Here is an 18,141-nt window from a genome sequence, read left to right on the forward strand (position 1 = left end):
CGCGGCTTGATCGCATGGCACGACCAGAAAGGCCCGGGAATCCCCGGGCCTTTTTGTTCGCCGACAACTCGTTGAGTTTGGCCGCGGCGCTGGACCTTGTTCGCAAGAGCAGCTTCGTGCGCCGCGTCCACGCGACCCGAACCCGATCCCGGGCCCCATGCGTCCACCGTGACCCCGCGCATCGCGTCGATCCGGTTCCGCGCCCGCAATCGGCATCCGCGGTCTGGCCGCACCCGGTTCTATAACTCGTCGTGTGCGGTGCAATTAGGCGCCGGCACGCAGCGGGTCATCGAACGCAGCACCCGATCCGACACATCGCGCTGGGTCAGTCCGCGCCATTGCAAGCTCGCGCCCTGCAAGTCGCGTTGGCTGGGCCGGATATCGTCGAGGGTGACCGGGCGCCCCAACCGCTGACGCAACTGGGACAGATAAATCCCGCCCACCGGCTGGGGACCCGCCACCGTGGTCATGATGGACGGATCTGCGTCTGTCGTATTCGGCGCAGGAAGAATCTCGATGAAATACGCATCCGGACCACCATCAGAGGGATGCCCCAGGTCTTCCGAGGTATGCAGCAAGCCCAGCGTGTGTCCGGCTTCATGGATGACGGTTTGCCGCACGGTCATGTCCAGATATTCGGCCACGGATATGTCGCCGATCACGCCAGCGGCACGCGCCGCGGCATAGGTTTCCGAGACGGCGCGCCCTATGACGGTCGGATTGACCAAAACGCACATGGGCCTCCTTTCGACATCGGCGTAGCCCAATAGATTGCAGTTCTGGTGTTCTACTGGAAACAGACGGAATTCAACCGTCGCCTCCGCGCCGGCGTGATAAGGAACGCCATTGGCTGCTCTGGCCGCATCGCGATTGCCGAGGTAATTCTCCCCGGCCCACAGCCTGATGGCCGTCAGGTAACTTTGCGCGAAATCGTAATGTATGGTCTGCCCGGCGACTCCCGGCCCTGGCGGAATAACGATATCGGCATACCGATCCACAGTGACGTAAGACATCGAGTAAGACCCGGTCGCGGGATTTATTCTCCCGGCCAGCCGCCCCCACTTGAGCGGCGCATGCCGGCCATGCAGGCCTGCGTGGCCTACCACGCGCGCGTACTGCGCATTGTCGATGTGCCCCGGCTGCGCAAAACACAGGCTGGACGCCGAGAATAAAAGCGCAAGGCTCCATCTCAGCCATGCCACTGGTCTGTTTCCGCTCATCATTGCCGCTCCCATTGGTGAATCTGGTGACGCATGAAAATTCCGCGCAGCCGGGCGCGATGCCGCCCATCGCGACGCGTTGGCTGCGCAGGTTCGAACTCGAACGCGAACTTGCGCGCATTCGCTATCGTCTGATGATCTGTCGCGGCCCGATCCGGGATCGAGCCGCGCGCCTTTTACGCCCAGGCTTCGGCGGCGGCATGGCCCGGAACTCGCCGGCTCGCGCTGTCGCGCGAATCCGGAAGCCAGAAGCGCTGTGTTGCTCCAGGCACGCGCGCCGCGAGGAAACTCCGGCGGGGCAAGCGATGCATCAATTGGTGAATTTGCAGTCCGAATCCACGCTGCATAGAAGAACGGTGAAATCTTCCGCCGGCCCGTGACAGACGCCCTTGTGGTTATTGATTCGAACCGAGACCTGCGAGGCGAATGCCGATTGCAGTTCTCGCGCGAGATACGACCAGCGTTTGGGGTCGTCGCCCGCGTATAAGCGAATCCACGATCTGCCATCATTCGTCATCAAGTAAGCGGTGATGTCCGCGTTTTGTCTTCGCACCTTCAACATCAGTGAAGTGAGCTCTCCGCCTTCGACCCATATTTTGTCGACAATTCCTGTTCCGCAGACAACTTCCTGCGCCGCAGCCGTACCGCTGCTCAACGTCGCAAACCACAAAAGCACCGAAACAAGCTTTCTCATACCAAGTCTCCTGACATCAAGGAAATACGAACTACTCAGGGGTGCGAGGCTCGCAATCCGCATCCGCGTACTCGCCGCACCTGGTTCTATAACTCGTCGTGCTCGGTGCAATTAGGCGCCGGCACGCAGCGGGTCATCGAACGCAGCACCCGATCCGACACATCGCGCTGGGTCAGTCCGCGCCACTGCAAGCTCGCGCCCTGCAAGTCGCGTTGGCTGGGCCGGATATCGTCGAGGGTGACCGGGCGCCCCAAGCGCCGACTCAGCTGGTGCAGATAAAGCCCGCCCGGCGGCTCGGGATCCGGCCCCGTGGCCAAGATGGACGGATCGGCGTCTGTCGTATTCGGCGCAGAAAGAATCTCGATGAGATACTCATCCGGCCCCTCGGTGGTAGGTCCCAGTTCTTCCGAGGTATGCATCAGACCCAGCGCGTGGCCGACTTCATGGATGACGGTTTCCCGCACGACCATGTCCAGGTATTCGGCCACGGATATGTCGCCGATCACACCAGCGGCACGCATTGCGGCATAGGTTCCCGAGGCGGCGCGCCCCATGAGGGACGGATTGAGCAACACGCACATGGGCCTGGTTTCGGTTTCGGCGTAACCCAACAGATTGCAGTTCTGCTGTGCTACCGGAAACAGACGGAATTCAACCGTCGTATCGTGCGGGCCGCCGGCGTGATAAGGAACGCCATTGGCCGCCCTGGCCGCATCGCGAGCCCCCAGGTAATTCTCCCCGGCCCACAGCCTGATGGCCGTCAGGTAACTTTGCGCGAAATCGTAATGTATGGTCTGCCCTGCGACTCCCGGCCCTGGCGGAATAACGATATCGGCATACCGATCCACCGTGACGTAAGACATCGAGTAAGACCTGGTTGCGGGATTTATTCTCCCGACCAGCCGCCCCCACTTGAGTGGCGCATGCCGGCCACGCACGCTTGCGCTTCCTACCACGCGCGCGTACTGCGCATTGTCGATGCGTCCGGGCTGCGCAAAACACAGGCTGGACGTCGAGAAGAAAAGCGCAAGGCTCCATCTCAGCCATGCCGCTGGTCTGTTTCCGCTCATCATTGCCGCTCCCATTGGTGAATCTGGTGACGCATGAAAATTCCGCGCAGCCGGGTGCGATGTCGCCCATCGCGACGCGTTGGCTGCGAAGTTCGAACTCGAACCCGAACGCGAACTTGCGCGCATTCGCTATCGTCTGATGGATGGCCCGGAGCTTGCAGGCTTGCGCTGTCGCGCGAATCCGGAAGCCAAAAGCACTGTGCTGCTCCGGGCATGCGCGCGGCGAGCGAAACTCCGGCGGAGCAGGCGATGCATCAATCGGTGGATTTGCAGTCCGATTCCACGTTGCATAGAAGGATGTCGAAATCCTGCGCCCGCCCGTAACAGACGCCCGTGCTGTTCTTGATTCGAACCGGGATCTGCAAGGCAAATGCCAACTGCAGGTCCCGCTCGAAATACGACCAGCGTTGAGGGTCGCCGTCTAAGTCCATGTTCAGCCACTGCACTCCACCCCACGAGAAGTAAGCGGAGGAGGCCGCAGGCTGATTTTGCGTCGTGAAGCCCAATACGATGTAAGTACCGGGCCTGTGCCCTATTCTGGTGACAACTCCTGTTCCGCAGACAACTTCAGCCGCCGCAGCCGTACCGCTGCTCAACGCCGCGAACAACAAAAACACCGAAACAAGCTTTCTCATACCAAGTCTCCTGACATCAAGGAAATACGAAATACCCAGGCGTGCGAGTGCAATCCCGGCAGCCCACCTTCGGCCGTTCCGCGAATGCAATCCGCAATCCGCCAGCAACGCCTGCTTGAATAAACGCGCCATCCGATGGCGGCCCTACTCAGACAAGTCCTAATAGTTGCTCCCGCATCCGCGGGGCGTCGTGATTCGTGCGCGACCGCACGAATCAAGCGAGATGTCCCGCCTTACTCGCATCGTCCGACAAGACTCTGGATGTCCCGGGGCTTTCGCGGCGCGCTCTCATCGAACGCGCCACGACAATTCGCCCCCTTTGAAGAGGGTCTGACGCTTGCGTCGCCGCGTCGCTGAGAGAACCTCGATGCACCGGAGGATTCGCTTCCGGCTCGGCCAAATGCAGAGCCCCCTCTGCCGGCGCGCGAGCGCTCAACGACCGGTGATGGACCACTGACTTTTTTGCGTTGTACTGAGCGCTTATCGGCGGACTCGGGGAAAGCGTCCGGGATCGCTTCGTCGCCAAGGGTAGGCGGTGCGCAGTGGTTTCATTGGCGCGCCCGCGGCTTTTGCCGCTCCTGCACGGAGCGGTCGCGGCTGTGTTACCGACTGCAGGAGCGGCGCAAGCCGCGACGCGACGGCGCGAAATCGCCGCGTCGCTATCGAGGCCTGACCGAGGTTCCGCTGCGCGGACTCAGTCCCGCGCAGTCTCCCGCGCCTGCATCAACGCAGCGATCTCGCGGCTGGCTTGCCGCGGTTGCGCGGCCAGTTCGGCGGCCACCGCGACGCGGTTGGCTTCGGGATGGTTCTGGCTGAGCTTCCACTTCATCACCGTGCCATCGGCGATGAAACGAAACCCGACGATGCCGCGCAGCTGGCTGAGGTGATCGGCGCGCTCGGGCTCGAAACGCCAGTCGCGGCCGACCGAGGCTTCGTGCTTCACGCTCAGGTCCGACACCACGGCGGCCAGGAACTCGGTGTCCTCGAAGGTCTGCAACTGCCCGCGCAGATGCGCGACGGCATAGTTCCAGGTCGGCACGCGCGCCTGCTCTTCCTTGTCGGTGTACCACGACGGCGACACGTAGGCGTGCGGGCCGTGGAAGATCAAGGTTGCCGGACCCGGATGCTTCGCCTGCGGGTTGGGGCGCGCCCAGTGGCCGCGGATCTCGATGCGGTCGCCGTCGCGGCGATACAGCACCGGCAGATGCGAGATGGTCGGAACCTCATCGCGCACGGTGATCACCGTGGCGAAGTTGTCGCGCGCCACCAGCGCGTCCAGCGAGGCGAGATCGGCTTCGGCGAAAGCTCTGGGCAGGTACATGCGCGTTCCGGTGCGGCGTTGCGGGAGGCGTCGATACTATCGCAGCGCACGCGGCGCAGGCTTCGGACGCGCGATCGTTCCGGCATCGCGCCACCGCACCAGGCAACCGCCGCTGAAAGTCTCGGCCCGACGACGCACCACGCACTCACCCGGCTCGCACCAGAAAGCTGTACAGGCACCCGGGTTCCACCCACAGCGCCCGCCGCCCGCCCCGCCCGCCGCGCTGCCCCGCGCAACCCGAACCCCCAACCCGTTCACCGCCCGCCCCACCCCAGTTGTTAAACTCGCCCATCCCCAGGATGGAATACGCGATGTCGAACCTACGCCCGCTTGCCTGTGCCCTCGCCCTGAGCCTGATCGCCGGTCTGGCCTCGCCCGCCGCCGATGCCGCCAAGAAGAAGGCTCCCGCCAAGTCCAAGGCGCCGGCCGCCGCCAACGCCTGCACCGATTTCTACGCCAGCGCCAACGCCGACTGGCTGCGCGCCAATCCGCTGTCGGGCGCAGGCTCGGTGTCCTCGCTGGAAACCCTGGCCGCCAACGCGCGCCGCCAGCAGCTGGAACTGCTCAACACCGCCATGACCGCGCCGCAGGGCAACGTGCAGAAGCTGCTCGGCGACTTCTGGGCCAGCGGCCTGGACGAAGCGGCGGTCGAGCGCGACGGCTCGCAGCCGATCGCCCCGCTCCTGGGCCGCATCAACGCGATCAAGAAGGCGAAGGAAATCCCCGCCTCGATCGCCGCGCTGCATCAGGTCGGCATCCCGGTGCTGTTCAACTTCGGCGCCGACATCGACCTGCAGGACCTGGAACGCCATATCGGCTACTTCAGCCAGGGCGGCCTGGGCCTGCCCGATCCGGCCTACTACACCCGCAGCGATGCCGACACGCGCCAGCTGCTGGGCCACTACAACAACTACGTGCAGAAGATCCTGACCCTGACCGGCACGCCCAAGGAAAAGCTGGCGGCCGAAGCGCAGTTGGTCATCGATCTGGAAACCCGCATCGCCCGCGCCTCCAAGCCGCTGCCGGACCTGCGCGATCCGCGCGCCAACTACGCGCCGGTGCAGGTCGCCACGCTGGCCAAGACCTACAAGGGCCTGCAGCTGGGCGACTTCCTCAAGGCCCAGGGCGTCAGCGACGACAGCGTCTCGCTGGCCAATCCGCAATTGTTCGCCGAACTCGACAAACTGATCGGCACGCTCAAGCCCGACCAGTGGAAGGTATATCTGCGCTGGCGCATCGGCGATTCGATGGCGCCGTACCTGGCCAAGCCGTTCCGCGACGCCGAGTTCGATTTCCGCGGCAAGGTCCTGCGCGGCCAGCGCGAGCAGCCCGCGCGCCAGCAGGCGGTGCTCGACGCGATCACCCTCGCCGCCGGCCCGATGGTCGGCCACGAGTACGCCGCGCGCTACCTGCCCGCCGCCACCGATGCGCGCGCCGAGCAGATCGCCGGCCAAGTGCGCGAAGCGCTCGGCAAGGCCATCGACGCCGACACCCGTTTCAGCGACAGCGCCAAGGCCGAAGCGCACGCCAAGCTGGGCAAGCTCAAGATCGAAGTCGGCACTCCCAAGCGCGATCTGGACTACAGCGTGCAGCCGATGGGCCGCGGCAGCTTCGGCAGCAACATGCTGATCGCTTCCACCTGGCGCCATCGCGAGGAAATGAAGCGCATCGGCCGCGGCAACGCCGACCGCCGCTGGGACGTGCTGCCGCAGGAGCCGTCGCTGGCCTACGACATCGCCCAGAACCGCCTGATCGTGACCGCGGCGATGCTGCAGGCGCCGGTGCTGGACCTGAGCAAGCCCGAGGCCGCGCAGTACGGCGCCTACGGCTCGCTGGTCGGCGCCGAACTCACGCACGGCTTCGACAGCCGCGGCCGCTACGTCAACGCCAAGCAGGAAGTGCGCGACTGGTGGACTCCGGCCGAAGTCTCGGCCTGGGACGCACTGGGCAGCCGCGTCGCCGCGCAGTACAGCGCCGAGTCGTATCCGGGCCTGAGCGCGACCAAGGTCAACGGCAATCAGGTGCGCGAAGTCGCCATCGCCGATCAGGCCGGCGTCGAGCTGTCCTGGGCCGCCTACCGCGCCGCTCAGCCGGCGGCGAGCAAGGACGCCAATCAGGCCTTCTTCAAGGGCTGGGCCGGCCTGTGGGCGCAGCAGCTGAGCCCGGAAATCGCGGCGCAGCGCTCGGCCTCGGGCATCCACGCGCCGGGCGTGTGGCGCACCAACCTGCCGCTGTCGAATCTGTCCGCCTTCGGCGAGACCTTCGGCTGCAAGGCCGGCACGGCGATGACCCGCAAGGCCGATCAGCAGATCAAGGTCTTCCCCTGATCCGCTAGCGGTATCGCACAAGAAAAAGCCCGGCATCCGCCGGGCTTTTTCGTTGCGGCCAGCACGGCTACAGCAAGGTCAGCGAACGCAGTTTCGAGGTCTGCGTATCGATCTCCATCACCCGCCCTTCGCGATCGAACAACACCAGTCGATCGGGTTGCTCGCGCACCTGCACCTGGGTCTGCGGCCAATCGATCTCGGCCACGCAGCGCGCGCGCATCTCGGTGCCACGGCGCACCAGGTACAAGCGCATGTGATACACGCCGTAGACCATCACCAGGAACCCGTTCGCGAGCGGAATCACGCCGCATTCGGCCTCGCCGGTGCCCGGCTCCGGCGCGGCCAGATCGATGCTGCAATCGTGCGGGCCCACCGTGCAGCCAAAATGCACGCCGCCGTTTTCGTTCGCCGTCAGCCGCAGCTTGGCGGTGATCATCTGCGGATCGAGCAACGCCGATTGGCCGTCGTCGAGCGCCACCGGTTCGCGCGACACCAGCGAACGCCGCGGCGCGGTGCGGTAATGCCAGACCACGATCTGCGCGCGTCCGGGCACCAGGAACAATTCGTCGTGTTGCAGGAACCGCGCCTGCGCGACCGGGCCGCCGAGATCGCCGACGCTCCACAGCAGGTCCAGCGAAGGCCGCGTCGCGTCGATCACCGCGATGCGATCGCCGGTCACCACCGACCAGGCGATGCCGTCGAAGCGATCGGCGAAGAACTGCAGCGGCATCGCGCCCAGGTCGGCGATTTCGTGGCTGACCAGATCGAGCCGGGCGATGCGCCACACCGAATCGCGCTTGGCCAAAGCCAGCGCGACCTGGCCGCTGTCGCCGATCACCAGACGGAACGCCGGCACCGCGTAACGGCGCAGGCAGCGCCCGCTGCGATCGAACACCGCCGCGCCGGCTTCGCCCAGCGCGACCAGATAACGGCCCTCGCCGAGCGCGACCACGTCGCTGGGCGCGCGCAGGCCGATCTCGTCGGGCATGCGTGCGGACACCGGTTCGGTCGCCATCCACAGCCGCCGCACCGCAGCGACCGCGGGCAGCTTCCACGCTGGCAGATCGGCGCGCAGCCACGGGTCGTCGGACAGATCGCGGATGCGGTTGAGCTCGCGCACGTCCAGTTCGTTCGCGCCGAACCCGCGATCGGCCGCCAGCGCCGGCAGCACATGGGTGGCGAGCAGGCTCAGCGCCGGATTGCGCGACTGGCAATCGGCCAGCGCGCGACCGAGCGCGGCGCGCGACGCCGCCGGCGAGGACGGATCGGCGTAGGCGGCGATGCGTTCGGCGTAATGCTGCAGCGTATCGGGCAACAAGCTGGCGCGTTGCACCAGCGCGCGCGCCGACAGCAGCGAGCCGGCCGATTCGGCCGCGAGCAGCCAGCGCGCGGCCTGTTCGCGCGATTCCGGGTCCGGCCAGACCGCGTCCACCGCCGCCAGCCATTGGCCTTGTTCGACCAGCGCCTGGCCCCATTGCCGGCGCAAGCTCAGCGCGTGTTCGGGGTGGGTGGACTCCAGCATCGCGATCGCCGCGGCGAAGGCGTTGTCGCGGCGCGCGACCAGCACCGCGCGCTCGCTGTCGCCGGCCAGCATCAGCAAACGGATGATGGTGTCGGCGGGCATGTCCCAGCCCAGCGCCAGTTCCGCGGCCTGGGCGAAACGTTCGTGGCGGATCAGATAGTCCAGCGCTTCCTGGCGCGCGTTCAGCAACTCGGCGAGCACGAACACCGCTTCGTCGATCTTGCCCTGCCGGTCCAGCGCCTCGAACGCGGCGCGGTAGCGCTTGCGCAGCAGCTCGCGCGCGTAGTCGCCGAAATCGAAGCTGGCGTGCGCGCTCTTGCCGCTGCTCAGGCTCAGGCGGTCGCGGCGCCCCGGCAGCGAGAACGCCTGACCGAGCGAATCGTGGCCGTCGCCGTCGATCGGCAGGGCATGGCGCAGCGCTTCGGTCAGGTCGCCTTCGTCGAAGCGCTGCATCAGCCGGCGCAGGTAAAGGCTGTGGCGCATGCCCATTAGCTTGGAGGCCTGACTGGCCATCGCCGCCTTGACCAGCCACTCGCGCCAGCGCTGTTGCTGCACGGCGCCGCCGCGCGCGGACACGCTGCCTTGCGAACCCCGCTGGCCGCCGCCGCGTCCGCCCTGCCCCGCGCCGCCGCCGGCCAGCGACGGGAACCGGCTCAACAGCCAACCGGCGATGCCGTCGCGGGTGCCGATGACGCGCTCGCGCAGGCTCGTTTTCGCCGCGCCGCCGCGTCCGGCTTCGCGCTCGCGGGCCGAATGCAGGAACGATTCGCGCTCCTCGCTCGGCGGCGGAATGCGCTTGCCGAGCACCTCGCGCAGCGCCTTGCTCGCCAGCCGGTCTTGGCGCGGCGCGGGCAGGATGCGGCTGCAATCGAAAGTGTCGTGCAGCGCGTAGTCGTCGATGTCGAGAATCAGCGACGGGTCCAGCGCCTGCGCCTGGGCGAAATTCAGCGAATGCAGGCGTCCGCCGATCACCAGATGCACATCGGCCGGCGCCAGCGCGGCCAGTTCCTGCGCCGTCAGCGGCCCGCCGTACAGACCGTGCGCGCCGATCCTGCACAGCGGCGTACCGCCGGCCTGCTCGCACTGCATCGGCCGCGGCGCATCGAAGTACAGCACGTCGCCCTCATCGAAGCGCCAGGCGCGGCAGCCCGGCGTCCAGGCGCGCAGGATGCGTTCTAGCCGCCGCTGTGGCGGCATCGGATCGGCCGCGAACCACAGGCCCGCGACCGTCTGCCAGCCGCGCCAGAGCGGATGACGCACGTCGCTGCGCGCGTCTGGCGGCATGGCGCCGCTTGTTGAAATTTCAGCCGGCATGGTTCGCCCCCTCGAGCACCAGTACCCTTGGATTGCGCTCGTGCACCACGACCAAGCGCCCTTGTTGATCGATCAACGCAATCAGGTCGGTGCCAGCGGCCACGGCGACCTGAACGATGGGTGCCGACGCCTGATACAACGTGCTGCGATGCTTGGCGCCCACGCGCATCAGCGTCCTGCGGTCGGGCCGCAGCGCGATCAGATATTGCTCGCCTTGTTGCTCCGAACCCAGGCCGACCACTTTCCAGTCGGACGGCAGAACCGCTTCGTATTCGCTGGCCTGCGGCGCGTCGGATTGATCGCGCCGCAGCGGCCGCACGAACACCCGCCACACGCTGGAACGTTCTCCGCCATGTCCGCCCACCGAGCGTTCGACACAGAAGCCGCCGGCCCAATGATTCCCGCAGGTTCGGGCATTCACGAATGCCGCGTTCACCGCGCCCTGGACGGCCACGCGCTCGATCGGCCGATCGCCGCCGAACCCGATCGCCTGCAATTCCAGATAGCCGTCGCCGTGGCGCAGATAAAAGACCTCGCCGGGCGAGGACTGAGCCAGGGCGTGGACGTGCTCGGCGACTGTGCAGAATTCGATCGGATAGCGCCCGATCTTTTGCGGCACGGCCAGGTCGCTGCGACGGCCGCGGTGTCCGGGACCGCGGGTCCAGGCCAGCAAGCGTCCGTCGGGAGCGAGCACGAACAAGCGCTGCGCCTGGCCGCTGCCGTCGAGCAGAACCGACGGCCACCATCGGCCCTCCGCCGTGGGCGATTCGACACGGTCGTCTTTCTGGCGCGGCGCGCGCAGCAAGACCGACATCTGCCAGAACTCCACATGCCCAGGCAGCACGACCAGTCCGGCGAAATGCCGGCCGTTCAAGGTCGCCGCGCGCAAGGTCTTGCTCTTGCTCCAGCGCGTAGTCTTGGGTACGGACAGCTTGATCTTGTCCTGCGACGGGCGCGGGACCGGATACACGTTCGCCGCGCTCTCCTTCGCCCAGGCCACGGCGATGTGCCTGGCCTCGAAGGAGATCAACGGCGGATGCCGCAGCGACAGCATGCCGCTGCCCTGCGTCCGCGCCTGCACGCTCACCTGCTGCGTGCGATCGAACTGGCCTTGCAGCAACAACGCGGACCAGTCCGGCGCCGGCAACCGCAACCGCGTCTCGCGCCGCGCCTGCCGCGAGGCGATCGTCACGGACAATTCCTCCGCGCCGGCGCGCAGCACATCGACGCGATGGCCTAACCCGTAGCCGGGCGTATGCAGGCCGATCGACCAGCGCTCGCCCGGGCTGGGATCGGCCCGGTCCAGTGCGCTGACCCACTCGCGCTCCAATCGTTCGCGCGGCGGCAACGCGGCCGCAGCAGCCTGCGCATCGCCCGCGGCGCAATCTGGTTCGAAAGTGCGCGATGCGAACAAGCGCCGCAGTTGCTCCGGCGAATCGGCCGTGTGCAACTCGCCGGGTTTGTGCGCCACGCCCCAGGCGAAGCGCGCCTTGGCCGCCTGCGCGCGCTGCGCCAGCAGAATCCACATCGCCGCGTGCACCAGCCGCATCGCGCCCAGTTGCGAAGGGCCGCAGTCGAACACCGCCACGGTCAGCGCATCGACTTCGCGCGCGACCAGTTTCGGATTGAGGAACAGATGCTCGCCGCCGGCGGCACGGCGGTCGAATTCCTCCGGCGCCGCGTCGGCCAGCGCCCATTCGCTGAGCAGCAGGCGATCGTAGTTGCCGCGACGGCGCAGATCATCGACACCCTCCGGTTCGGCGCGGCCGTCGTGCGCGCGCAGGCGGAACGCGCCCAGCAGCGGATGCAGGCGCAGCAGCAGGCCGCCGACGATGACCGCCAGCTCCGGATCGAACCAATCCAGCCAAGCGCGCCACGGCGCCAAGGTTTCCGGCAGCTGCATCGCTCAGTCCTGCCACATCGCGCGGATCTGCGCGATCAGCGCCGCGCTGGCCGGCAGCGCGCGATGCAGGGGCACGATCTGCGCCGGTTCGCGCAGCAACAGCAGCGGCGCCTGCGGATGGCGCCGGGCGATCTGCCGCTGCAGCAGATCCAGCGGCAGGTCCGGGCATTGCGTGGTGACCAGCCACAGCGACGGCGCCTGTTCGCACGGCGCGACATACGCCACACCCTCGAACCACGGCAGGTTCGCGGCCGCGCCGGTAACCACCGCGACATCGGCGTTGGCGGTCAGCATCAGGCTCTCGCGCACCTCATCGTCCAATCGCTCCAGCGCGCGCAGCAGCGCGCGCGAAGCCTGCGGGCCGATGCCGACCGCGCCCTGCGGCGGTGGCGGCGGGTCTTGCGGGCGCCAGTCCCACTTCATGCCGAAGCCGACACCCGCTGGATCAGGCGCGTGCGTTGCGCGGCGAGTTCGGCCGGAATCGATTGCGGGTTGAAGTTGGCGTCGATCTCGCGCAGCAGCGCTTCGGCGATCGCGCCGGCACCGGGCGCGGCGGCGTCGCTGTCCAGGCAACTGCGCGCCGCCTCGATCAGCCGCGCCACCCGCGACACCGGTTGCAGCACCGCGTGCTCGACCGCCGCGCGCAGGGTCGGATTGGCCGCCGCGCTCAGCGAGTCGCGCAATACATCCTGGGCGGCGGCCTGCGCCTCGCGGGTCGGCATGACGTAGAACAGCGGCCACAAGTCGGCTTCGTCCGCGACTTCGCGCCCGGCCAGCACCGTGGCCGCGGCGATCAGCCGCTGCACTTTGACGATTCGCCGGTCCGACAGGCTTAGTCCTGCGCCGCGCAGTTTGCGGATCGCATCGGCCAGCAGGCTGCGCGCGCGCTCCATGCCGACCTGCGGCACGCGCTGGCTCAGCGCGTCGATATCGCCCAGCTCGGTGCGGTGGCTCAGGGTTGCGCGCTCGGCCTGCCAACCGCCGGCGAGCAAGGCTTCGAGTTGATGATCCGGCACCGGCTCGACGAACAGATGCAGCAAGAAGCGGTCGCCGAAGGCGGCCAGCGATTCGTCGTCGGGCAAGGCGTTGGAGGCGCCGACGCAGACCCGCAGCGGACAGGCGATCTGGGTGTGGCCGCGGCGGAAGCGGCGCTCGTTCAGCACGCCGAGCAAGGTGTTCAGGATCGCGGTGGAGCCCAGGAACACTTCGTCCAGGAACGCGACCTCGGCCTCGGGCAGCATGCCGGTGACGTCGGTTTCGACCACGCCCTCGCGCAGCCGGCGCAGATCGACCGGGCCGAACAACTCCGACGGCTCGGTGAAGCGGCCCAGCAGGTATTCGAAATAACGCCCGCCCAGCGCGGCGGCGACCCGGCGCACCACCGCGCTCTTGGCGGTGCCGGGCGGGCCCAGGATCAGCAGGTGTTCCTGCGCGACCGCCGCCAGCACGATCAGCTCGGCCAGCTGCTCGCGCTCGACCAGGCCGGTGGTGGCCGCGTGCACGGCGTCGCGGACGCGGGCCGCGGCCTGTTGCGCGTCGGTGGGAAGATTCGGAAGACTCATGTCGGGCGGCCTGGATCCTTGGCGGCGCGCGAGCGGCGCAAGCGGCTGAAGGGACGGCACGCGTTCCCGAGGCCTCGTTCCCCCTGGAATACGGCCGCTGTGACGAACTGTAGGCGCGAGCCTTGCCGAACCGCAACTGATGTCGCGGTACGATTGTGAGTCCCGACCGGTTTGTCCCGGTCACTTCAGTACGCTGCCGCGACCTCACCGTCCGGCCAGGATGCCTTCATGCCCGACACCTCCCTGGACGATCTGTTGGCCGCGCTGGCGGCCAGCCCGCACAACCCCGCGCTGGGGATGTTGGTGGTCAATGCCTGCCTGGCCGAGGCCGACCCCGATGCGCTGAGCCGCGCGCTGGACCTGTCCGGTGACGTGCTGCTCAGCGACGCCACCCAGCGCGACGCCGCGCTGCGCCTGCTGCTGCAACACCGGCGCGACGAACTGGTACTGCGGGTGGCGCCGGAAAATTCCGCGGCCGGCTTGTTCGCCCGCGCCCGCACGCTGCTGGCGCAGGGCGAGCGCGATCAGGCGCGCGGCCTGTACCAGCAGGCGATCGCGCTCAATCCGGCGCTGGAAGATTCCGCGCTGGCGACGGAACTGGCCGGCAAGGTGATTTCCTTCGCCAACGCCAAGCGCATCCAGTCCGGCCAGTTGCAGGCCAGCCTCGCCAACGACGACACCGACGCCGACGACGTCTCGCGCCTGTTGCAGCCGCCGCAGGCGCGGATCGGTTTCGACGATGTCGGCGGCCTGGATGAGGTCAAACACCAGATCCGCCGCCGCATCATCACCCCGTTCCTCAAGCCGTCCTTGTTCGAGCGCTTCAAGCGCCGCTCCGGCGGCGGTATCCTGCTGTACGGCCCGCCCGGCTGCGGCAAGACTCTGCTGGCGCGCGCCACCGCCGGCGAATGCGGCGCGCGCTTCTACAACGTCGCCATCACCGACGTGCTGGACATGTACATCGGCGAGTCCGAGCGCAAGCTGCACGCGATTTTCGAAACCGCGCGGCGCACCGCGCCGGCGGTGGTGTTCTTCGATGAGGTCGAGGCGATCGGCGGCAAGCGCCAGTATTCGCGCGAAGCCACTTCGGCGAAGTTGGTCAGCCAGTTCCTCACCGAGCTCGACGGCTTCGCCCAGAACAACCAGGGCGTGCTGATCCTCGGCGCGACCAACGTGCCGTGGGCGGTCGATGCCGCGTTCCGCCGTCCCGGCCGTTTCGACCGCGTGTTGTTCGTGCCGCCGCCGGACGACTCCGCCCGGCGTTCGATCCTGGACCTGCTGCTGCGCGAGCGCCCGCTGGCCGACGGCATCGAGACCGCCGAACTGGCGCGGCTGACCTCGGGTTACTCCGGCGCGGACCTGCGCAATCTGGTCGAGACCGCGATCGACGAAGCGATCGAGGATTCGATCGAACAAGGCCGCGAATCGCCGCTGACCATGAACCATCTGCGCAGCGCGCTCAAGGACACCCGTTCGACCACGCTGGAATGGCTGACCACCGCGCGCAACCACGCGCGCTACGCCAACCAGGGCGGCCAGTACGACGAAGTGCTGGAATTCCTCAAGCGCCACGGAGGCGGCTGATGGCGACCGGCGCTTATCGCCTGCCCGATGAGCCCCTGCCGTCGGGATGGTCGCGCTACGCGGTCGATCCGCTGTGGCCGCTGCTGACCCTGATGCTGGCCGGCGGCGGCTTCGGCCTGCTGTGGTTCGCCTTCAACAGCGCCGCGCTCGGCAGCCCGACGCGCTGGCGCGAATGGGGCTGCATCGCCGTCAGCGTGATCGGCGGGCCGCTGCTGGCGCTGGCGATCTACGCCGGCGAATACCACGACCTGCTGTCGCCGGCGCAGGTGCCCTACGCGATGCTGTCGATCCTGCTGCTCAAGCTCGGCGTGGCCTATGCGCTGTATCTGATGCAGCAGCGCTGTTTCGAAATCTGGGAGTACTACGGCGGGCAGGCGCGCAACGGCCTGCCGCTGATGATCCTGCTGGCGGTGGTCGGACGCGGCGCGCTCGACATGTCGCAATGGCCGCCGATGCTGAAGCTGGTGCTGCAATGAGCGCGCGCGGCAGCGACTACCTGTATCGCATGGCCGAGCGCTACTACGCGCACGGCCAGATCGACGAAGCCATCGACGCGCTGCTGCGCCTGCTGGGCGAAGACGCCGAGCAGGCCGACGCGCACGCCTTCCTTGCCCTGTGCCTGGTCAAGCGCAAGCGCTTGCACGCGGCCAATCTGGAAGCCCAGCGCGCGCTGGAGCTGGAGCCCGAATCGCCGTTCGCGCATCTGGCCGCGGCGATCGCCGCGATCGCCAAGCGCAACCTGAAAATCGCCGAATCGCATCTGCAGGCGGCGCGCGCGCTCGATCCGGATTCGGCCCAGATCGCCGACGCGTTCGCACGTTTGTATCTGGCCTGGGGCCGCGATACGCAGGCGCTGGAACAGGCGCGTCTGGCCTGCGAACTCGATCCGGACGATCCCGACTACCCGGCCCTGCTCGCCTCGCTGGAACTGCGCCGCGGCGACCGCGCGCGCGCCGAAGCCTTGGCGCGCGAAGTGCTGCACGCCAATCCGGAACACGTCGAAGCCCTGTGCGTGCTGGGCCATTGCGAACTCGCCGCCGGCCGCACCGACAGCGCCCGCGATCACGCCGTGTGGGCCTTGCAGATCGACCCGACCGACACCGACGCGCTGACCCTGATGGCCGCGGTCAAGGCGCGCCGCAGCTGGCTGCTGGGCCTGTGGTGGCGCTTCCAGAGCTTCGTCAGCGCCGGCTCGCGCACCCGCGCGGTGGTGCTGCTGCTGGGTATTTTCCTGATCTACCGCATCGCCCTGATCGCCCTGCCGCAACAAGGCTATCCGCAATGGACCGGCCCGATTTCCTACGCGTGGCTGGCGTTCTGCGCCTATACCTGGATCGCGCCGGGATTGTTCTGGCGCTCGCTGAAGAAGGAACTGGAGCAGGTGAAGCTGCGGCCGGGGTTCTGACCGGCCCGCTGGAACTCAGCGCGGCGCCGGTTGCGCCTGGCCGGGCCGGCGCATCAGGCGGGCGCGGACGGTCGGATCGAACTGGATGTCGCGCACGGCGATGAGTTCATCGGTGGCCGCCTCGCCCGCGATCGAACCCGCATCGAAAGCGGCGCGCGCCGCGTCGGGCTCGTTGCCGACGAACTTCGCGCGGAAGAACGGCGAATAGTCGTCGGCGCTATCGTCGAACCGCGATTCCAGCAGCCAGAAGCCGTGGTCCTGGCCGCCCGCCAGCAGCCATCGCGGGATATCGTAGAAATCGGCGTAGCCGAGGATCGGCAACCACGTCGCGGCGGGCATCTGCATGGACCTCGCTCCTTGTCGGCTCACGGAACTACCGTGATGGAGGCCGGCGCGACCGGGTACAAGGGCCTTACTTCACCACCCGCAACTTCGACGCCTTGCGCCGCTCGCGCAGCGCTTCCACGCGCGGATCGCGGCGCGGGCCGCCGCCGGGGCCACCGCTGCTGGGCGGATGCGCGCGCCAGTAACGGATCACGAACCAGCCGACGATCATGCCGCCCAGATGGGCGAAGTGGGCCACGCCGGTGCCGGTGGTGAACACGCCGTAGAACACCGAGGCCAGCGCGTAGATGATCACCAGCGTGCGCGCCTTGAGCACGATCGGGAACGGCAGCAAGGTCACTCGGCGGTTCGGGAACAGCATGCCGTAGCCCAGCAGCAGGCCGTAGATCGCGCCGGATGCGCCCAGGGTGAGATACAGCTGGCCTTCGTAGATCGCGATCGAGGCGAACAGCAGCTGCAGCAGCGCCGAGCCGATCAGGCAGATGAAGTAATAGATCGCGTAGCGCTTGGCGCCCCATTCGTGTTCCAGCGACGCGCCGAACATCACCAGCGCGAGCATGTTGAACACCAGGTGGCCGACGCCGCCGTGCATGAAGCCTGAGGTCAGCAACTGCCAGGGCATGAAGCCCGGGCCATCGACGCTGAACTGCGAAGGCACCCAGGGCCACATTTCGAACCACAACGCCCAGCCGCGCGTGGACTCGCTCAGGCTCAACAGGGATTGCAGCAGAAATACAACGACATTGGCGATCAGCAGTTTCCTGGTGACCGACGGAATACTGGAAAACATCGCGGCTCCTCGAATCGGCCGCTATGGTAGCCGCGGCGCAGCCGCGATGACGTGAGTGCGGCGTGCAGAACGTGCTCGCGCACGATCCCCGTTCAGTCCTGCGCCGGTCCCCATATCTGCTCGTCCACGCTCGGCGCGGCGCGCTGGCCGCGCACGCGGCCGTTTTCGACCCGCACGCCCTCCGCGCGCAGGCGCTGGGACTGTTCGCGATAGCCCTTGGAGCCCTCCGGGAAGGCGATGCGCCCGTCCGAGCGCAGCACCCGGTGCCAGGGCAGCTTGGCGTCGTCGTTCTCGCTGAGCAGGCGCGCGACCAGACGGGCGCGCCCGGGCAGGCCGGCGCGGCGCGCGACCTCGCCGTAGCCGGCGACCTCGCCCTTGGGAATGGCGCGGATCGCGGCGCGGATGAGTTTGGCGGCAGTTTCGCTGTCCATCGCGGTAGCATATGCGCT

Annotated in this window: 16 protein-coding genes; 4 read left to right on the forward strand and 12 right to left on the reverse strand. The window is 67.6% G+C overall.

Annotated features, from left to right (window positions below; all coding sequences use genetic code 11):
* Window positions 1-239: 239 nt before the first annotated feature.
* The 5 genes from LG3211_RS15475 to LG3211_RS15490 all read right to left on the reverse strand — a co-directional run bounded on the left by LG3211_RS15475 (window position 240) and on the right by LG3211_RS15490 (window position 4,940).
* Complete coding sequence (locus tag LG3211_RS15475) at window positions 240-1,220, reverse strand: zinc metalloprotease (RefSeq protein WP_222837510.1); 981 nt, start codon at window positions 1,218-1,220, stop codon at window positions 240-242.
* A 310-nt stretch (window positions 1,221-1,530) separates the two neighbouring features.
* Window positions 1,531-1,914 carry a hypothetical protein gene (locus LG3211_RS25780; RefSeq protein WP_148648933.1) on the reverse strand — a complete coding sequence of 128 codons (384 nt, stop codon included), beginning with the start codon at window positions 1,912-1,914 and terminating at the stop codon, window positions 1,531-1,533.
* Window positions 1,915-2,000: 86 nt separating this feature from the next.
* A complete protein-coding gene (locus LG3211_RS15480; protein WP_057943617.1) occupies window positions 2,001-2,777 on the reverse strand; it encodes a hypothetical protein in 777 nt (258 codons plus the stop codon).
* 461 nt (window positions 2,778-3,238) lie between these two features.
* Window positions 3,239-3,619, reverse strand: a complete 381-nt coding sequence (locus LG3211_RS15485; RefSeq protein WP_057943618.1) for a hypothetical protein — start codon at window positions 3,617-3,619, stop codon at window positions 3,239-3,241.
* 694 nt (window positions 3,620-4,313) lie between these two features.
* Entirely contained in the window at window positions 4,314-4,940 is a 627-nt protein-coding gene (locus tag LG3211_RS15490) for an FMN-binding negative transcriptional regulator (RefSeq protein WP_057943619.1), read from the reverse strand.
* A 311-nt stretch (window positions 4,941-5,251) separates the two neighbouring features.
* Between LG3211_RS15490 and LG3211_RS15495 the strand changes: the two genes are divergently transcribed.
* Window positions 5,252-7,267 carry a M13 family metallopeptidase gene (locus LG3211_RS15495; protein WP_057945520.1) on the forward strand — a complete coding sequence of 672 codons (2,016 nt, stop codon included), beginning with the start codon at window positions 5,252-5,254 and terminating at the stop codon, window positions 7,265-7,267.
* A gap of 67 nt (window positions 7,268-7,334) precedes the next feature.
* Here the strand turns inward: LG3211_RS15495 and LG3211_RS15500 are convergent, their stop codons facing one another.
* Genes LG3211_RS15500 through LG3211_RS15515 form a run of 4 tightly spaced genes read right to left on the reverse strand, consistent with a single transcriptional unit; the run spans window position 7,335 to window position 13,568 of the window.
* Complete coding sequence (locus LG3211_RS15500; protein ID WP_057943620.1) at window positions 7,335-10,073, reverse strand: bpX6 domain-containing protein; 2,739 nt, start codon at window positions 10,071-10,073, stop codon at window positions 7,335-7,337.
* A gap of 19 nt (window positions 10,074-10,092) precedes the next feature.
* Entirely contained in the window at window positions 10,093-12,006 is a 1,914-nt protein-coding gene (locus tag LG3211_RS15505) for a hypothetical protein (protein WP_057943621.1), read from the reverse strand.
* 3 nt (window positions 12,007-12,009) lie between these two features.
* Entirely contained in the window at window positions 12,010-12,429 is a 420-nt protein-coding gene (locus LG3211_RS25785; protein WP_057943622.1) for a bpX5 domain-containing protein, read from the reverse strand.
* Entirely contained in the window at window positions 12,426-13,568 is a 1,143-nt protein-coding gene (locus LG3211_RS15515) for an AAA family ATPase (RefSeq protein WP_057943623.1), read from the reverse strand. Before LG3211_RS15515 ends, LG3211_RS25785 begins: the two co-directional genes overlap by 4 nt.
* Before the next feature lie 228 nt (window positions 13,569-13,796).
* Here LG3211_RS15515 and LG3211_RS15520 point away from each other — a divergent pair, with 228 nt between their 5' ends.
* Genes LG3211_RS15520 through LG3211_RS15530 form a run of 3 tightly spaced genes read left to right on the forward strand, consistent with a single transcriptional unit; the run spans window position 13,797 to window position 16,557 of the window.
* Window positions 13,797-15,152, forward strand: coding sequence for an ATP-binding protein (locus LG3211_RS15520; RefSeq protein WP_057943624.1), 1,356 nt, complete (start codon window positions 13,797-13,799; stop codon window positions 15,150-15,152).
* A complete protein-coding gene (locus LG3211_RS26485) occupies window positions 15,152-15,628 on the forward strand; it encodes a hypothetical protein (protein ID WP_057943625.1) in 477 nt (158 codons plus the stop codon). The genes LG3211_RS15520 and LG3211_RS26485 overlap by 1 nt, the downstream gene beginning before the upstream one ends.
* On the forward strand, window positions 15,625-16,557 hold the full coding sequence (locus LG3211_RS15530) for a tetratricopeptide repeat protein (RefSeq protein ID WP_057943626.1): 933 nt from the start codon (window positions 15,625-15,627) through the stop codon (window positions 16,555-16,557). The genes LG3211_RS26485 and LG3211_RS15530 overlap by 4 nt, the downstream gene beginning before the upstream one ends.
* A gap of 15 nt (window positions 16,558-16,572) precedes the next feature.
* On the opposite strand, the gene LG3211_RS15535 is transcribed toward LG3211_RS15530, so the two are convergent.
* The 3 genes from LG3211_RS15535 to LG3211_RS15545 form a co-directional block, all read right to left on the reverse strand.
* Window positions 16,573-16,902, reverse strand: coding sequence for a hypothetical protein (locus LG3211_RS15535; RefSeq protein WP_057943627.1), 330 nt, complete (start codon window positions 16,900-16,902; stop codon window positions 16,573-16,575).
* A gap of 67 nt (window positions 16,903-16,969) precedes the next feature.
* Window positions 16,970-17,692 (reverse strand): rhomboid family intramembrane serine protease, encoded by a 723-nt coding sequence (locus tag LG3211_RS15540; protein ID WP_057943628.1) that lies wholly within the window; start codon window positions 17,690-17,692, stop codon window positions 16,970-16,972.
* A gap of 92 nt (window positions 17,693-17,784) precedes the next feature.
* A complete protein-coding gene (locus LG3211_RS15545; RefSeq protein ID WP_057943629.1) occupies window positions 17,785-18,123 on the reverse strand; it encodes an MGMT family protein in 339 nt (112 codons plus the stop codon).
* Window positions 18,124-18,141: the final 18 nt, after the last annotated feature.

It is taken from the genome of Lysobacter gummosus (assembly GCF_001442805.1).
Classification (GTDB): domain Bacteria; phylum Pseudomonadota; class Gammaproteobacteria; order Xanthomonadales; family Xanthomonadaceae; genus Lysobacter; species Lysobacter gummosus.